The organism is Pseudomonas sp. MWU349 (genome assembly GCF_017947325.1).
In the GTDB taxonomy this organism is placed as follows: Bacteria; Pseudomonadota; Gammaproteobacteria; order Pseudomonadales; family Pseudomonadaceae; genus Aquipseudomonas; species Aquipseudomonas protegens.
Map to the genome: position 1 here is coordinate 1 of NZ_JAFEVP010000013.1, position 15,947 is coordinate 15,947.

Consider the following 15,947-nt stretch of genomic DNA (forward strand, 5'->3'; position numbering starts at 1 on the left):
ATAAGTTCTTGATATATCTCCATCGGGCCGACATAATGGTCGGCCTGATTTTGTTTTTAGGTCAGTAGCTCAATTGGCAGAGCGACGGTCTCCAAAACCGTAGGTTGGGGGTTCGATTCCCTCCTGACCTGCCAGATTCACTCAATGTGTCTGGCTTTCTTTTCACAGGATCTTCATAGATGACTCCTAAGGCTGAAGCTCAAGGCTCTCGCTTCGATCTGCTCAAGTGGCTGGTTGTTGTTGCCTTGGTGATTGTTGGTGTTGTTGGCAATCAGTACTACTCTGCTTCGCCGATCCTGTATCGTGTCTTGGCGCTACTTGTCATTGCCGCAGTTGCTGCCTTTGTTGGCCTGCAGACTGCCAAGGGTAAGTCGTTCTTTGTCCTGGTTAAGGAAGCGCGCACTGAGATTCGTAAAGTCGTATGGCCAACTCGCCAAGAGACCACGCAGACCACATTGATTGTTGTGGCTGTGGTTCTGGTCATGGCGTTGCTGTTGTGGGGGCTAGATTCCCTGCTCGGTTGGCTTGTTTCCTTGATTGTTGGCTAAGGGTGTCCCGTGGCTAAGCGTTGGTACGTTGTGCATGCTTACTCGGGTTACGAGAAGCATGTAATGCGTTCGTTGATCGAGCGTGTGAAGCTGGCTGGCATGGAAGATGGCTTCGGCGAAATTCTGGTCCCCACTGAAGAAGTGGTTGAGATGCGCAATGGCCAGAAGCGCAAAAGCGAGCGTAAATTCTTTCCAGGCTATGTGCTGGTACAGATGGATATGAACGAGGGTACTTGGCACTTGGTCAAGGACACTCCTCGTGTCATGGGCTTTATTGGTGGTACTGCCGACAAGCCGGCTCCTATCACCGACAAAGAAGCAGAAGCGATTCTGCGTCGAGTTGCTGATGGCAGCGACAAGCCCAAGCCTAAGACCCTGTTTGAGCCGGGTGAGGTGGTCCGTGTTACTGACGGTCCATTTGCTGACTTTAACGGTACGGTCGAAGAAGTTAACTACGAAAAGAGCCGCATACAGGTTGCAGTGCTCATTTTCGGTCGCTCTACTCCGGTAGAGCTAGAGTTCAGTCAGGTCGAGAAGGCATAACTGAACGAGAATCCCATACCCCGCAGCCTTAGGCTGTGGGGTTTTGTCGTCACTGGGATAAACGCGCAAGTAACCGGGGAGCCTGTCTAGGCGTCTGAACCCGTAATTGGAGTGCCTCATGGCTAAGAAGATTACTGCTTACATCAAGCTGCAAGTTAAGGCCGCTCAGGCCAACCCAAGTCCACCCGTTGGTCCAGCTCTGGGTCAGCACGGCGTGAACATCATGGAATTCTGCAAAGCTTTCAACGCCCGTACTCAGGGTCTTGAGCCAGGCCTGCCGACTCCTGTGATCATCACTGTTTACAGTGACCGCAGCTTCACTTTCGAAACTAAGAGCACCCCTGCTTCGGTTCTGCTGAAGAAAGCTGCTGGCCTGACCAGCGGTTCCGCTCGTCCAAACACCGTTAAGGTTGGCACTGTTACCCGTGCTCAGCTGGAAGAAATCGCGAAAACCAAAAACGCGGATCTGACTGCAGCTGATATGGATGCAGCCGTGCGTACTATCGCCGGTTCTGCTCGTAGCATGGGCCTTAACGTGGAGGGTGTGTAATGGCTAAGCTGACCAAGCGCCAAAAGGCTATCGCCGGCAAGATTGAAGCAGGCAAGGCCTACAACTTCGTAGAAGCCGCCGCTCTCCTGACCGAGCTGTCGACCGTTAAGTTCAGCGAGTCCGTAGACGTTGCTGTGAACCTGGGCGTAGACCCACGTAAATCTGACCAGGTTGTTCGTAGCGCTACTGTGCTGCCACACGGCACTGGCAAGACTGTACGTGTAGCTGTGTTCACCCAGGGCCCAGCAGCTGAAGCTGCTCTGGCTGCCGGTGCAGACCGCGTAGGTATGGACGATCTGGCTGCCGAAATGAAAGGCGGCGACCTGAACTATGACGTGGTTATTGCTTCCCCGGATGCAATGCGCGTTGTGGGTCAGCTGGGTCAGGTTCTGGGTCCTCGCGGCCTGATGCCTAACCCGAAAGTCGGTACCGTTACTCCAGACGTAGCTTCGGCAGTTAAGAACGCCAAGGCTGGTCAGGTTCGCTATCGTACCGACAAGAACGGCATCATCCACACTTCCGTTGGCAAGGTCGGCTTCGACGCCGTCAAGCTGAAGGAAAACGTTGAAGCCCTGATCGCTGACCTGAAGCGTATCAAGCCAGCTTCTTCGAAAGGCATCTACGTCAAGCGCGTTACCCTGAGCACCACTATGGGCCCAGGTCTGGTCATCGACCAGGGTTCGCTGGACGTATAAGACACAAGCGTGTGCAAGCAGTTGCACGCGCTGAAAAATTGGGGTCCCTGCCTGGCGGGGGCTATCCAAGACCGTAGGCGACGCAAGTCTTAAACCTCAAGCCTACGCAGATGGTGCTCCCGGTTCCTTACCGAATCAGACACCAAAACGACATCCAGCTCCGGTTGGATGAAACGGTAACAAGCAGGAGTTAAACCCGTGGCAATTAAACTCGAAGACAAGAAGGCCATCGTCGCTGAAGTCAACGAGGCTGCCAAAGCCGCTCTGTCCGCTGTCGTGGCTGATGCCCGTGGTGTGACAGTAGGCGCTATGACCGGACTCCGTAAAGAGGCCCGCGAAGCTGGTGTTTATGTACGTGTCGTACGTAACACCCTGCTCAAGCGCGCAGTTGAAGGCACTCAATATGACGTGCTCAACGACGCGTTCGTCGGCCCTACCCTGATTGCATTCTCCAAGGAACATCCGGGCGCTGCCGCTCGTATTTTCAAAGAGTTCGCAAAGGGTCAGGAAAAGTTCGAGATCAAGGCAGCTGCGTTCGAGGGCAAGTACCTCGCAGCAAACGAGATCGACGTGTTGGCTTCGCTGCCAACTCGCGACGAAGCTATTGCGAAGCTGATGAGCGTGATTCAAGGCGCTACCAGCAAGCTGGCTCGTACTCTGGCGGCTATTCGCGACCAGAAAGAAGCTGCTGCTGCCTAAGGCACTGCAAGCCCTTTCAAAATCATATGTTTAATTTGATGGCTGCGTAGGCTGTCACCCCAATACAGGAATTTATAGTCATGTCTCTGACTAACGAGCAAATCATCGAAGCAATCGGCCAGAAAACCGTTCTGGAAGTTGTTGAGCTGATCAAGGCAATGGAAGAAACCTTCGGCGTTACCGCTGCTGTTGCCGCTGCTGGCCCAGCTGCTGCTGCCGCTGTTGTTGAAGAGCAAACTGAATTCAACGTCATGCTGACCGAAGCTGGCGAGAAGAAAGTTAACGTGATCAAGGCTGTACGTGAACTGACCGGTCTGGGCCTGAAAGAAGCCAAGGCTGTAGTTGACGGTGCTCCTGCCATGGTTCTGGAAGCTGTTGCTAAAGAAGCAGCTGACAAAGCCAAAGCAGCTCTGGAAGAAGCAGGCGCTAAAGTCGAGCTCAAGTAAGCATCGACTTTGTGTCTCCAGCCCAAGCGTTAAGCGAACGGCTGATGGCTGGTGGCTTTTGCCACCGGCCTTTTTCCGTTATTGGCGACCGACTGGGTCGGTGCCAGTAACGTGCTGTAACCCACCCTGTGCGGTGGCGCAAACCAAAGGGTTTGCACGATTTTCTGGCTGCTCCCGTCGGGAGGAGCCGAATAAGCAGGTGACCAAGCTGGGGAACGCTGATGGCTTACTCATATACTGAGAAAAAACGTATCCGCAAGGACTTTAGCAAGTTGCCGGACGTCATGGATGTGCCGTACCTCCTGGCCATCCAGCTGGATTCGTATCGTGAATTCTTGCAAGCGGGAGCGACTAAAGATCAGTTCCGCGACGTGGGCCTGCATGCGGCCTTCAAATCCGTTTTCCCGATCATCAGCTACTCCGGCAATGCTGCGTTGGAGTATGTCGGTTATCGCCTGGGCGAACCGGCGTTTGATGTTAAAGAATGCGTGTTGCGTGGTGTAACTTACGCCGTACCTTTGCGGGTAAAAGTCCGTCTGATCATTTTCGACAAAGAATCGTCGAACAAAGCGATCAAGGACATCAAAGAGCAAGAAGTCTACATGGGTGAAATCCCCCTGATGACTGAGAACGGTACCTTCGTAATCAACGGTACCGAGCGTGTAATCGTTTCCCAGCTGCACCGTTCCCCTGGCGTATTCTTCGACCACGACCGTGGCAAGACGCACAGCTCCGGTAAGCTGCTGTACTCCGCGCGGATCATTCCATACCGCGGTTCGTGGCTGGACTTCGAGTTCGATCCGAAAGACTGCGTGTTCGTCCGTATCGACCGTCGCCGCAAGTTGCCTGCGTCGGTTCTGCTGCGCGCGCTGGGCTACACCACTGAAGAAGTGCTGGACGCTTTCTACACCACCAACGTATTCCATGTGAAAGGCGAGAGCCTGAGCCTGGAGCTGGTGCCTCAGCGCCTGCGTGGTGAGATTGCCGTTCTGGACATCCAGGATGACAAGGGCAAGGTTATTGTCGAGCAGGGTCGTCGTATCACCGCTCGTCACATCAACCAGCTGGAAAAAGCCGGTATCAAAGAGCTGGATGTACCTCTGGACTACGTCCTGGGCCGTACTACTGCCAAGGCTATCGTGCACCCGGCTACCGGTGAAATCCTGGCAGAGTGCAACACCGAGCTGAACACCGAGATCCTGGCAAAAATCGCCAAGGCCCAGGTCGTTCGCATCGAGACTCTGTACACCAACGACATCGACTGCGGTCCGTTCGTCTCTGACACTCTGAAGATCGACTCCACCAGCAACCAATTGGAAGCCCTGGTCGAGATCTATCGCATGATGCGTCCTGGCGAGCCACCGACCAAAGATGCTGCCGAGACTCTGTTCAACAACCTGTTCTTCAGCCCTGAGCGCTATGACTTGTCTGCCGTTGGCCGGATGAAGTTCAACCGCCGTATCGGTCGTACCGAGATCGAAGGTTCGGGCGTCCTGTGCAAAGAAGACATCGTTGCCGTACTGAAGACTCTGGTCGACATCCGTAACGGTAAAGGCATCGTCGACGACATCGACCACCTGGGTAACCGTCGTGTTCGCTGCGTAGGCGAAATGGCCGAGAACCAGTTCCGCGTTGGCCTGGTGCGTGTAGAGCGTGCGGTCAAAGAGCGCCTGTCGATGGCTGAAAGCGAAGGCCTGATGCCGCAAGACCTGATCAATGCCAAGCCAGTGGCTGCGGCAGTGAAAGAGTTCTTCGGTTCCAGCCAGCTGTCCCAGTTCATGGACCAGAACAACCCGCTGTCCGAGATCACCCACAAGCGTCGTGTTTCTGCACTTGGCCCGGGTGGTCTGACCCGTGAGCGTGCAGGCTTCGAAGTCCGTGACGTACACCCGACCCACTACGGTCGTGTATGCCCGATTGAAACGCCGGAAGGTCCGAACATCGGTCTGATCAACTCCCTGGCGGCCTATGCGCGCACCAACCAGTACGGCTTCCTCGAGAGCCCGTACCGTGTGGTGAAAGACGCTCTGGTAACCGACGAGATCGTGTTCCTGTCCGCTATCGAAGAGGCCGATCACGTGATCGCCCAGGCTTCGGCGACCATGAACGACAAAGGTCAGTTGGTCGATGAGCTGGTAGCTGTTCGTCACTTGAACGAATTCACCGTCAAGGCGCCGGAAGACGTCACCTTGATGGACGTTTCGCCGAAGCAGGTAGTTTCGGTCGCAGCGTCGCTGATTCCGTTCCTCGAGCACGACGACGCCAACCGTGCATTGATGGGTTCCAACATGCAGCGTCAGGCTGTACCGACCCTGCGTGCTGACAAGCCGCTGGTAGGTACCGGCATGGAGCGCAACGTTGCCCGTGACTCCGGCGTTTGCGTCGTGGCTCGTCGTGGCGGCGTGATCGACTCGGTCGATGCCAGCCGTATCGTGGTTCGTGTTGCTGATGATGAAGTTGAAACCGGTGAAGCCGGCGTCGACATCTACAACCTGACCAAGTACACCCGCTCCAACCAGAACACCTGCATCAACCAGCGTCCGCTGGTGAGCAAGGGTGATCGGGTTCAGCGCAGCGACATCATGGCCGATGGTCCGTCCACCGATATGGGTGAACTGGCTCTGGGTCAGAACATGCGCATCGCATTCATGGCGTGGAACGGCTTCAACTTCGAAGACTCCATCTGCCTGTCCGAGCGTGTGGTTCAGGAAGACCGTTTCACCACGATCCACATCCAGGAACTGACCTGTGTGGCGCGTGACACCAAGCTTGGCCCAGAGGAAATCACTGCAGACATCCCGAACGTGGGTGAGGCTGCACTGAACAAGCTGGACGAAGCCGGTATCGTTTATGTAGGTGCTGAAGTTGGCGCAGGCGACATCCTGGTCGGTAAGGTCACTCCGAAAGGCGAGACTCAGCTGACTCCGGAAGAGAAGCTGCTGCGTGCGATCTTCGGTGAAAAAGCCAGCGACGTTAAAGACACCTCCCTGCGTGTACCTACTGGTACCAAGGGCACCGTCATTGACGTACAGGTCTTCACTCGTGACGGCGTTGAGCGTGATGCTCGTGCACTGTCGATCGAGAAGAGCCAGCTGGACGAGATCCGCAAGGACCTGAACGAAGAGTTCCGCATTGTTGAAGGTGCGACCTTCGAACGTCTGCGCTCCGCTCTGGTCGGCCATAAAGCCGAAGGCGGCGCCGGCCTGAAGAAGGGTCAGGAAATCACCGACGAAGTTCTCGACGGTCTTGAGCACGGCCAGTGGTTCAAACTGCGCATGGCTGAAGACGCTCTGAACGAGCAGCTCGAGAAGGCCCAGGCCTACATCGTTGATCGTCGCCGTCTGCTGGACGACAAGTTCGAAGACAAGAAGCGCAAGCTACAGCAGGGCGATGACCTGGCTCCAGGCGTGCTGAAAATCGTCAAGGTCTACCTGGCAATCCGTCGTCGCATCCAGCCGGGTGACAAGATGGCCGGTCGTCACGGTAACAAGGGTGTGGTCTCCGTGATCATGCCGGTTGAAGACATGCCGCACGATGCCAATGGCACCCCGGTCGACGTAGTCCTTAACCCGCTGGGCGTACCTTCGCGTATGAACGTTGGTCAGATCCTCGAAACTCACCTGGGCCTCGCGGCCAAAGGTCTGGGCGAGAAGATCAATCGCATGGTCGAAGAGCAGCGCAAGGTCGCAGAACTGCGTACCTTCCTGGACGAGATCTACAACCAGATCGGCGGTCGTAACGAAGACCTGGACAGCTTCTCCGATCAGGAGATCCTGGATCTGGCGAACAACCTGCGCGGCGGTGTTCCGATGGCCACTCCGGTGTTCGACGGTGCCAAGGAAAGCGAAATCAAGGCCATGCTGAAACTGGCGGACCTGCCAGAAAGCGGCCAGATGCAACTGACCGACGGCCGTACCGGCAACAAGTTCGAGCGTCCAGTTACCGTTGGCTACATGTACATGCTGAAACTGAACCACTTGGTAGACGACAAGATGCACGCTCGTTCTACCGGTTCGTACAGCCTGGTTACCCAGCAGCCGCTGGGTGGTAAGGCGCAGTTCGGTGGTCAGCGTTTCGGGGAGATGGAGGTCTGGGCACTGGAAGCATACGGTGCTGCATACACTCTGCAAGAAATGCTCACAGTGAAGTCGGACGATGTGAACGGTCGTACCAAGATGTACAAAAACATCGTGGACGGCGATCACCGTATGGAGCCGGGCATGCCCGAGTCCTTCAACGTGTTGATCAAAGAAATTCGTTCCCTCGGCATCGATATCGATCTGGAAACCGAATAACACGTGACGCGAATCGAGAGCGGGGCAGGATTGCCCGCTCTCTGCTCCGCCAGGAGGAAAGGCCTTGAAAGACCTACTGAATTTGCTGAAAAACCAGGGTCAAGTCGAAGAGTTCGACGCCATCCGTATCGGATTGGCCTCGCCTGAGATGATCCGTTCGTGGTCGTTCGGTGAAGTTAAAAAGCCGGAAACCATCAACTACCGTACGTTCAAGCCTGAGCGTGACGGCCTGTTCTGCGCCAAGATCTTTGGCCCGGTAAAGGATTACGAGTGCCTGTGCGGTAAGTACAAGCGCTTGAAGCATCGCGGCGTGATCTGCGAGAAGTGCGGCGTTGAAGTTGCGCTGGCCAAGGTTCGTCGTGAGCGCATGGCGCACATCGAACTGGCTTCGCCGGTCGCCCACATCTGGTTCCTGAAATCGCTGCCGTCCCGTATCGGCTTGCTGATGGACATGACTCTGCGTGATATCGAGCGCGTTCTCTACTTCGAGAGCTATGTCGTTATCGATCCAGGCATGACCACCCTTGAAAAAGGTCAGCTGCTGAACGATGAGCAGTACTTCGAGGCGCTGGAAGAGTTCGGTGATGACTTCGACGCCCGCATGGGTGCCGAGGCTGTCCGTGAGCTGCTGCACGCTATCGACCTGGAGCACGAGATTGGCCGTCTGCGTGAAGAGATTCCGCAAACCAACTCGGAAACCAAGATCAAGAAGCTGTCCAAGCGTCTGAAGTTGATGGAAGCCTTCCAGGGTTCCGGCAACCTGCCAGAGTGGATGGTGCTGACCGTTCTGCCGGTTCTGCCGCCAGACCTGCGTCCACTGGTCCCGCTGGATGGCGGTCGTTTCGCCACTTCCGACCTCAACGATCTGTATCGTCGAGTGATCAACCGTAACAACCGTTTGAAGCGCCTGCTGGATCTGTCCGCTCCGGACATCATCGTGCGCAACGAAAAGCGTATGTTGCAGGAAGCTGTCGATGCACTGCTCGACAACGGTCGTCGTGGCCGCGCTATCACCGGTTCCAACAAGCGTCCTCTGAAATCCCTGGCTGACATGATCAAGGGTAAGCAAGGTCGTTTCCGTCAGAACTTGCTCGGTAAGCGTGTTGACTACTCCGGTCGTTCGGTAATTACAGTAGGTCCGACCCTGCGTCTGCATCAGTGCGGTCTGCCCAAGAAGATGGCTCTCGAGCTGTTCAAGCCATTCATCTTCGGTAAGTTGGAAATGCGTGGCCTGGCCACCACCATCAAAGCCGCCAAGAAGATGGTCGAGCGCGAACTGCCAGAGGTTTGGGACGTTCTCGCTGAAGTGATCCGTGAACACCCGGTTCTCCTCAACCGTGCACCGACCCTTCACCGTCTGGGTATCCAGGCGTTTGAACCGGTACTGATCGAAGGTAAGGCTATCCAGCTGCACCCTCTGGTCTGTGCTGCGTACAACGCCGACTTCGACGGCGACCAAATGGCCGTGCACGTACCGCTGACCCTGGAAGCCCAGCTGGAAGCGCGTGCGTTGATGATGTCGACCAACAACATTCTGTCGCCAGCCAACGGTGAGCCAATCATCGTTCCGTCGCAGGACGTTGTACTGGGTCTGTACTACATGACTCGTGAAGCGATCAACGCCAAGGGCGAAGGTCGTGTGTTCGCTGACCTGCAGGAAGTCGACCGCGTGTTCCGCGCCGGCGAAGCTGCTCTGCACGCCAAGATCAAGGTTCGCATCAGCGAAACCGTCAATGATCGTGATGGCGGCAGCGTGAGCACCACCCGTATTGTCGACACCACTGTCGGCCGTGCGCTGCTGTTCCAGGTTGTGCCGAAGGGTCTGTCGTTCGACGTCGTCAACCTGCCGATGAAGAAGAAGGCGATCTCCAAGCTGATCAACCAGTGCTACCGCGTGGTTGGTCTGAAAGAGACCGTTATCTTCGCTGACCAGTTGATGTACACCGGTTTCGCTTACTCGACCATTTCCGGCGTTTCCATCGGTGTTAACGACTTCGTTATCCCGGATGAAAAGGCTCGCATCATCGGTGCTGCCACCGACGAAGTGAAAGAAATCGAGAGCCAGTACGCCTCCGGCCTGGTAACCCAGGGCGAGAAGTACAACAAAGTGATCGACCTTTGGTCGAAGGCCAACGACGAAGTATCCAAGGCGATGATGGCCAACCTCTCGAAAGAGAAGGTCATCGACCGCAATGGCGACGAAGTCGAGCAAGAATCGTTCAACTCGATGTACATGATGGCTGACTCGGGTGCGCGGGGTTCCGCAGCACAGATCCGTCAGCTGGCCGGTATGCGTGGTCTGATGGCCAAGCCGGACGGCTCCATCATCGAAACGCCGATTACTGCGAACTTCCGTGAAGGTCTGAGCGTACTCCAGTACTTCATCTCGACTCACGGTGCTCGTAAAGGTCTGGCGGATACCGCGTTGAAAACTGCGAACTCCGGTTACCTGACTCGTCGTCTGGTGGACGTTGCGCAGGATCTGGTTGTAACCGAGATCGATTGCGGCACCGAACACGGCCTGCTGATGACTCCGCACATTGAAGGCGGCGACGTTGTAGAGCCACTGGGTGAGCGCGTATTGGGTCGTGTTATCGCCCGTGACGTATTCAAGCCGGGTACCGAGGACGTCATCGTTCCTGCCGGCACCCTGGTAGACGAAAAGTGGGTTGAATTCATCGAGCTCAACAGCATCGACGAAGTGATCGTGCGTTCGCCGATCAGCTGCGAAACCCGCTATGGCATCTGTGCCAAGTGCTACGGCCGTGACCTGGCTCGTGGCCACCAGGTGAACATTGGTGAGGCGGTCGGCGTTATCGCTGCCCAATCCATCGGTGAGCCGGGTACCCAGCTGACCATGCGTACGTTCCACATTGGTGGTGCGGCGAGCCGTACTTCCGCAGCCGACAGCGTTCAGGTGAAGAATGGCGGTACCGTCCGTCTGCACAACCTGAAGCACGTTGAGCGTGTGGATGGTCACCTGGTTGCTGTGTCCCGTTCCGGTGAGCTGGCAATCGCTGATGACTTCGGTCGTGAGCGCGAGCGTTACAAGCTGCCGTACGGTGCTGTGATTTCGGTTAAAGAAGGTGACAAGGTCGACGCTGGCGCTATCGTGGCCAAGTGGGATCCGCACACTCACCCGATCGTTACCGAAATGAAAGGTACCGTGACCTACGTGGGCATGGAAGAAGGCATCACGATCAAGCGTCAGACTGACGAATTGACCGGTATGACCAACATTGAAGTGCTTGACGTCAAAGACCGTCCAGCTGCCGGCAAGGACATCCGTCCTGCTGTGAAGATGGTGGGTATGGATGGGAAGGATCTGCTGCTGCCAGGTACCGACGTACCAGCACAGTACTTCCTGCCGGCCAACGCCCTGGTCGGTGTTGCCGACGGTGCGCAGATCGCGATCGGTGATGTTATCGCTCGTATTCCGCAAGAAACTTCGAAGACCCGTGACATCACCGGTGGTCTGCCGCGTGTTGCCGACCTGTTCGAAGCTCGTCGTCCGAAAGAGGCGTCGATTCTGGCAGAAGTCAGCGGCACCATCGCGTTCGGTAAAGAGACCAAGGGCAAGCGCCGTCTGGTCATTACTCCGAACGACGGTAGCGATCCGTATGAAGAGCTGATTCCGAAGTGGCGTCACCTGAACGTCTTCGAAGGCGAACAAGTGAACCGCGGCGAAGTTATCTCCGACGGTCCGAGCGATCCACACGACATCCTGCGTCTGCTGGGTGTGAGTGCGCTGGCCAAGTACATCGTCAACGAGATCCAGGACGTTTACCGTCTGCAAGGCGTGAAGATCAACGACAAGCACATCGAGACCATCCTGCGTCAGATGCTGCGTAAAGTTGAGATTGCCGAGTCCGGCGACTCCAGCTTCATCAAGGGTGACCAGATGGAACTGACTCACGTACTGGTAGAAAACGAGCGTCTGAGCACCGAAGACAAGTTCGTCGCCAAGTTCACCCGCGTACTGCTGGGTATCACCAAGGCGTCCTTGTCCACCGAGTCGTTCATCTCGGCGGCCTCTTTCCAAGAGACCACCCGTGTACTGACCGAAGCGGCGGTAACCGGCAAGCGCGACTACCTGCGTGGCCTGAAAGAAAACGTGGTTGTGGGTCGTCTGATCCCGGCCGGTACTGGCCTGGCGTACCACAGCGAGCGTAAGCGTCGTCGTGATGCAGACAAGCCACTGCGCGTAAGCGCAAGCGAAGTCGAAGCAGCACTGACTGAAGCGCTGAACTCCAGCGGTAACTGAGGTCTGCAGTAGATTGAGACGGGGCCCCGGCTTTTTCGATTGAGAACCAAGACACTTTTTGTCGAGGTTCGCTGATCGGGGAGGCCGGGGCCTTGCCTTGACTGGGGACAAGATCCTCTTTAGACTCTTGTACCCCTAAATTTGGTGGAGCTCGTGCTCTGCCATTTTGTTTATGTCGAAAGACAACAGTGGAGCTAGTAGATGGCAACTATCAACCAGCTGGTACGTCAGCCGCGTAAGCGTATCGTCGAGAAATCCGACGTGCCTGCGCTGCAGAACTGCCCGCAACGTCGTGGCGTGTGCACTCGCGTGTATACCACTACGCCGAAAAAACCTAACTCGGCACTGCGTAAAGTATGCCGTGTGCGTCTGACCAACGGTTTCGAGGTTTCCTCGTACATCGGCGGTGAAGGCCACAACCTGCAAGAGCACAGCGTCGTACTGATTCGCGGCGGCCGTGTAAAAGACTTGCCAGGTGTTCGTTACCACACCGTTCGCGGCTCCCTGGATACTTCCGGCGTTAAAGGTCGTAACCAAGGTCGTTCGAAGTACGGTACCAAGCGTCCGAAGTAATCGGTCGTTTTGCAGTTTTTAATTATATTGAGTCGATAAGAGTAAGGTCGGGCACGCGTCCATTGGATCAACTGTCCCGAGCTAACCTGAAGACCGTTTGAGGGCTTATCAATGCCAAGACGTCGCGTAGCAGCCAAACGTGAGATTCTGGACGATCCGAAATACGGAAGCCAGATCCTCGCCAAGTTCATGAACCACGTAATGGAAAGCGGCAAGAAAGCCGTTGCCGAGCGTATCGTTTATGGCGCGCTGGAAAAAGTTAAAGAGCGCAAGAACAGCGATCCCCTGGAAATCTTCGAGAAAGCTCTCGACGCCATCGCTCCGCTGGTCGAAGTGAAGTCGCGCCGTGTAGGCGGTGCTACTTACCAGGTTCCGGTCGAAGTTCGTCCGTCCCGTCGTAACGCTCTGGCAATGCGCTGGTTGGTAGACTTCGCCCGCAAGCGCGGCGAGAAGTCTATGGCTCTGCGTTTGGCTGGCGAACTGCTGGACGCTGCCGAAGGCAAAGGTGCTGCAGTTAAGAAGCGTGAAGACGTTCACCGTATGGCTGAAGCCAACAAGGCTTTCTCGCACTACCGCTTCTAATATCGGCATCATTCATTTTGCGAGGGCTTTATGGCTCGTACTACAGCAATCAACCGCTACCGTAACATCGGTATCTGTGCCCACGTTGACGCGGGCAAGACTACCACTACCGAGCGGATCCTGTTCTACACAGGTCTCAGCCACAAGATGGGTGAGGTGCATGACGGCGCTGCGACCACCGACTGGATGGTGCAGGAGCAGGAGCGGGGTATCACCATTACCTCCGCTGCTGTAACTACCTTCTGGAAAGGTTCGCGCGGCCAATACGATAACTATCGTGTAAACGTTATCGATACCCCTGGCCACGTTGACTTCACCATTGAAGTAGAGCGCTCTCTGCGTGTACTCGACGGCGCGGTCGTTGTGTTCTGCGGTACTTCCGGTGTTGAGCCTCAGTCTGAAACCGTATGGCGTCAAGCCAACAAGTACGGTGTTCCACGTGTTGTTTACGTGAACAAGATGGACCGTGCCGGTGCCAACTTCCTGCGCGTTGTTGGCCAGATTAAGAACCGCCTGGGTCATACCCCGGTTCCGGTCCAGCTGGCTATCGGTGCTGAAGATAACTTCGAAGGTCAGGTTGATCTGATCAAGATGAAGGCTATCTACTGGAACGACGACGACAAGGGTACTACCTATCGCGAGGAAGAAATTCCTGCCGATATGCTGGACCTGGCTAACGAGTGGCGCTCCAACATGGTTGAAGCTGCTGCTGAAGCCAACGAAGAGCTGATGAACAAGTACCTTGAAGAAGGTGACCTGACTGTCGAAGAGATCAAGGCCGGTCTGCGTGCGCGCACCCTGGCTAGCGAGATCGTTCCGGCCGTCTGCGGTTCGTCGTTCAAGAACAAGGGCGTTCCCCTGGTTCTCGATGCCGTTATCGACTTCTTGCCTGCTCCTACCGAGATCCCGGCGATCAAGGGTATCCATCCGGATCTCATCGAGAAGCCGAAGGATGAGCTGGTAGAGGCTGACTACGACGAGCGTCATGCTGACGATGCTGAACCGTTCTCGGCTCTGGCATTCAAGATTGCTACCGACCCGTTCGTTGGTACTCTGACTTTCGTGCGCGTTTACTCGGGCTTCCTGAGCTCGGGCGACTCCGTGATCAACTCGGTCAAGGGCAAGAAAGAGCGCGTTGGTCGTATGGTGCAGATGCACGCCAACCAGCGTGAAGAGATCAAGGAAGTACGTGCAGGCGACATCGCTGCGCTGATCGGCATGAAAGACGTCACCACTGGTGACACTCTGTGCGATCTCGACAAGCAGATCATTCTTGAGCGTATGGACTTCCCTGAGCCTGTGATTTCGGTAGCGGTAGAGCCGAAAACCAAGCAGGACCAGGAAAAGATGGGTATTGCACTGGGCAAGCTGGCTCAGGAAGACCCGTCGTTCCGCGTCAAGACCGACGAAGAGACTGGTCAGACCATCATCTCCGGTATGGGTGAGCTGCACTTGGACATCCTCGTTGACCGCATGAAGCGCGAGTTCAACGTCGAGGCCAACATCGGCAAGCCGCAGGTTTCGTACCGCGAGAAGATCAGCAAGAGCAACGTTGAGATCGAAGGCAAGTTCGTTCGTCAATCCGGCGGTCGCGGTCAGTTCGGTCACTGCTGGATCCGTTTCTCGGAGCCAGACGTCGATGCGAACGGCAACATCACCGAAGGTCTGGTCTTCACCAACGAAGTTGTTGGTGGTGTGGTTCCTAAGGAATACATCCCGGCTATCCAGAAGGGTATCGAAGAGCAGATGAAGAACGGCGTCGTTGCCGGTTATCCGCTGATCGGCCTGAAGGCTACCGTGTTTGATGGTTCCTACCACGACGTCGACTCCAACGAGATGGCGTTCAAGGTGGCAGCCTCCATGGCGACCAAGCAGCTGGCCCAGAAGGGTGGCGGCGTTGTGCTCGAGCCGATCATGAAGGTTGAAGTTGTAACCCCAGAGGACTACATGGGTGACGTGATGGGTGACCTGAACCGTCGTCGTGGTCTGATTCAGGGTATGGATGACTCGGTGTCCGGCAAGGTTATCCGTGCTGAAGTGCCACTGGGTGAAATGTTCGGTTATGCAACTGACGTTCGTTCCATGTCTCAGGGTCGCGCGAGCTACTCCATGGAATTCTCCAAATACGCCGAAGCTCCGTCGAACATCGTCGAAGCTCTCGTTAAAAAACAAGGCTGATTCAGTCTCCCCTTTAGGCTAGGAGTTAATTGTCGTGGCTAAAGAAAAATTTGAACGTAACAAACCGCACGTCAACGTTGGCACTATCGGTCACGTTGACCACGGTAAAACCACTCTGACCGCTGCTCTGACTCGCGTTTGCTCCGAAGTTTTCGGTTCGGCTCGTGTTGACTTCGACAAGATCGACAGCGCCCCAGAAGAAAAAGCTCGTGGTATCACCATCAACACCGCGCACGTAGAGTACGACTCGAACATTCGTCACTACGCGCACGTTGACTGCCCAGGTCACGCCGACTACGTCAAAAACATGATCACTGGTGCTGCGCAGATGGACGGCGCGATCCTGGTTTGCTCGGCTGCCGATGGTCCGATGCCACAAACCCGTGAGCACATCCTGCTGTCCCGTCAGGTAGGCGTTCCGTACATCGTTGTCTTCCTGAACAAGGCTGACATGGTTGACGACGCTGAGCTGCTGGAACTGGTTGAGATGGAAGTGCGCGACCTGCTGAGCACTTACGACTTCCCAGGTGACGACACTCCGATCATCATCGGTTCGGCTCTGATGGCTCTGAAC

Annotated in this window: 12 protein-coding genes and 1 tRNA gene; all 13 read left to right on the forward strand. The window is 55.8% G+C overall.

The window, feature by feature from the left end:
- Positions 1 to 58 precede the first annotated feature (58 nt).
- Positions 59 to 134: transfer RNA gene (locus KCG88_RS30660), tRNA-Trp, on the forward strand.
- A 45-nt stretch (positions 135 to 179) separates the two neighbouring features.
- Entirely contained in the window at positions 180 to 548 is a 369-nt protein-coding gene (gene secE, locus KCG88_RS30665) for a preprotein translocase subunit SecE (protein WP_011063783.1), read from the forward strand.
- Between the two features lie 9 nt (positions 549 to 557).
- Entirely contained in the window at positions 558 to 1,091 is a 534-nt protein-coding gene (nusG, locus tag KCG88_RS30670; protein WP_002555501.1) for a transcription termination/antitermination protein NusG, read from the forward strand.
- Positions 1,092 to 1,209: 118 nt separating this feature from the next.
- Positions 1,210 to 1,641, forward strand: a complete 432-nt coding sequence (gene rplK, locus KCG88_RS30675) for a 50S ribosomal protein L11 (RefSeq protein WP_003176435.1) — start codon at positions 1,210 to 1,212, stop codon at positions 1,639 to 1,641.
- The gene (rplA, locus tag KCG88_RS30680) at positions 1,641 to 2,336 is read left to right on the forward strand and encodes a 50S ribosomal protein L1 (RefSeq protein WP_011063782.1); all 696 of its coding nucleotides are present in this window, start codon (positions 1,641 to 1,643) and stop codon (positions 2,334 to 2,336) included. The genes rplK and rplA overlap by 1 nt, the downstream gene beginning before the upstream one ends.
- Before the next feature lie 198 nt (positions 2,337 to 2,534).
- Positions 2,535 to 3,035, forward strand: coding sequence for a 50S ribosomal protein L10 (gene rplJ / locus KCG88_RS30685; protein WP_011063781.1), 501 nt, complete (start codon positions 2,535 to 2,537; stop codon positions 3,033 to 3,035).
- Between the two features lie 80 nt (positions 3,036 to 3,115).
- The gene (gene rplL, locus KCG88_RS30690) at positions 3,116 to 3,481 is read left to right on the forward strand and encodes a 50S ribosomal protein L7/L12 (protein ID WP_011063780.1); all 366 of its coding nucleotides are present in this window, start codon (positions 3,116 to 3,118) and stop codon (positions 3,479 to 3,481) included.
- A 221-nt stretch (positions 3,482 to 3,702) separates the two neighbouring features.
- The gene (rpoB, locus tag KCG88_RS30695; protein ID WP_011063779.1) at positions 3,703 to 7,776 is read left to right on the forward strand and encodes a DNA-directed RNA polymerase subunit beta; all 4,074 of its coding nucleotides are present in this window, start codon (positions 3,703 to 3,705) and stop codon (positions 7,774 to 7,776) included.
- A gap of 64 nt (positions 7,777 to 7,840) precedes the next feature.
- Positions 7,841 to 12,040, forward strand: coding sequence for a DNA-directed RNA polymerase subunit beta' (gene rpoC, locus KCG88_RS30700; RefSeq protein ID WP_047289546.1), 4,200 nt, complete (start codon positions 7,841 to 7,843; stop codon positions 12,038 to 12,040).
- Positions 12,041 to 12,241: 201 nt separating this feature from the next.
- On the forward strand, positions 12,242 to 12,613 hold the full coding sequence (gene rpsL, locus KCG88_RS30705) for a 30S ribosomal protein S12 (protein WP_003186084.1): 372 nt from the start codon (positions 12,242 to 12,244) through the stop codon (positions 12,611 to 12,613).
- Between the two features lie 111 nt (positions 12,614 to 12,724).
- On the forward strand, positions 12,725 to 13,195 hold the full coding sequence (gene rpsG / locus KCG88_RS30710) for a 30S ribosomal protein S7 (protein WP_007925959.1): 471 nt from the start codon (positions 12,725 to 12,727) through the stop codon (positions 13,193 to 13,195).
- A gap of 30 nt (positions 13,196 to 13,225) precedes the next feature.
- Entirely contained in the window at positions 13,226 to 15,373 is a 2,148-nt protein-coding gene (gene fusA, locus KCG88_RS30715) for an elongation factor G (RefSeq protein WP_011063777.1), read from the forward strand.
- Between the two features lie 34 nt (positions 15,374 to 15,407).
- The coding region (locus KCG88_RS30720; RefSeq protein ID WP_210713758.1) for a GTP-binding protein at positions 15,408 to 15,947 on the forward strand (540 nt) is incomplete at its 3' end.

Coding starts and splice junctions, on each gene's coding strand:
- rplL (WP_011063780.1), top strand. CDS start 3,116: ATGTCTCTGACTAACGAGCAAATCATCGAAGCAATCGGCCAGAAAACC.
- secE (WP_011063783.1), top strand. CDS start 180: ATGACTCCTAAGGCTGAAGCTCAAGGCTCTCGCTTCGATCTGCTCAAG.
- rpoB (WP_011063779.1), top strand. CDS start 3,703: ATGGCTTACTCATATACTGAGAAAAAACGTATCCGCAAGGACTTTAGC.
- rplA (WP_011063782.1), top strand. CDS start 1,641: ATGGCTAAGCTGACCAAGCGCCAAAAGGCTATCGCCGGCAAGATTGAA.
- rpsL (WP_003186084.1), top strand. CDS start 12,242: ATGGCAACTATCAACCAGCTGGTACGTCAGCCGCGTAAGCGTATCGTC.
- rpsG (WP_007925959.1), top strand. CDS start 12,725: ATGCCAAGACGTCGCGTAGCAGCCAAACGTGAGATTCTGGACGATCCG.
- fusA (WP_011063777.1), top strand. CDS start 13,226: ATGGCTCGTACTACAGCAATCAACCGCTACCGTAACATCGGTATCTGT.
- rplK (WP_003176435.1), top strand. CDS start 1,210: ATGGCTAAGAAGATTACTGCTTACATCAAGCTGCAAGTTAAGGCCGCT.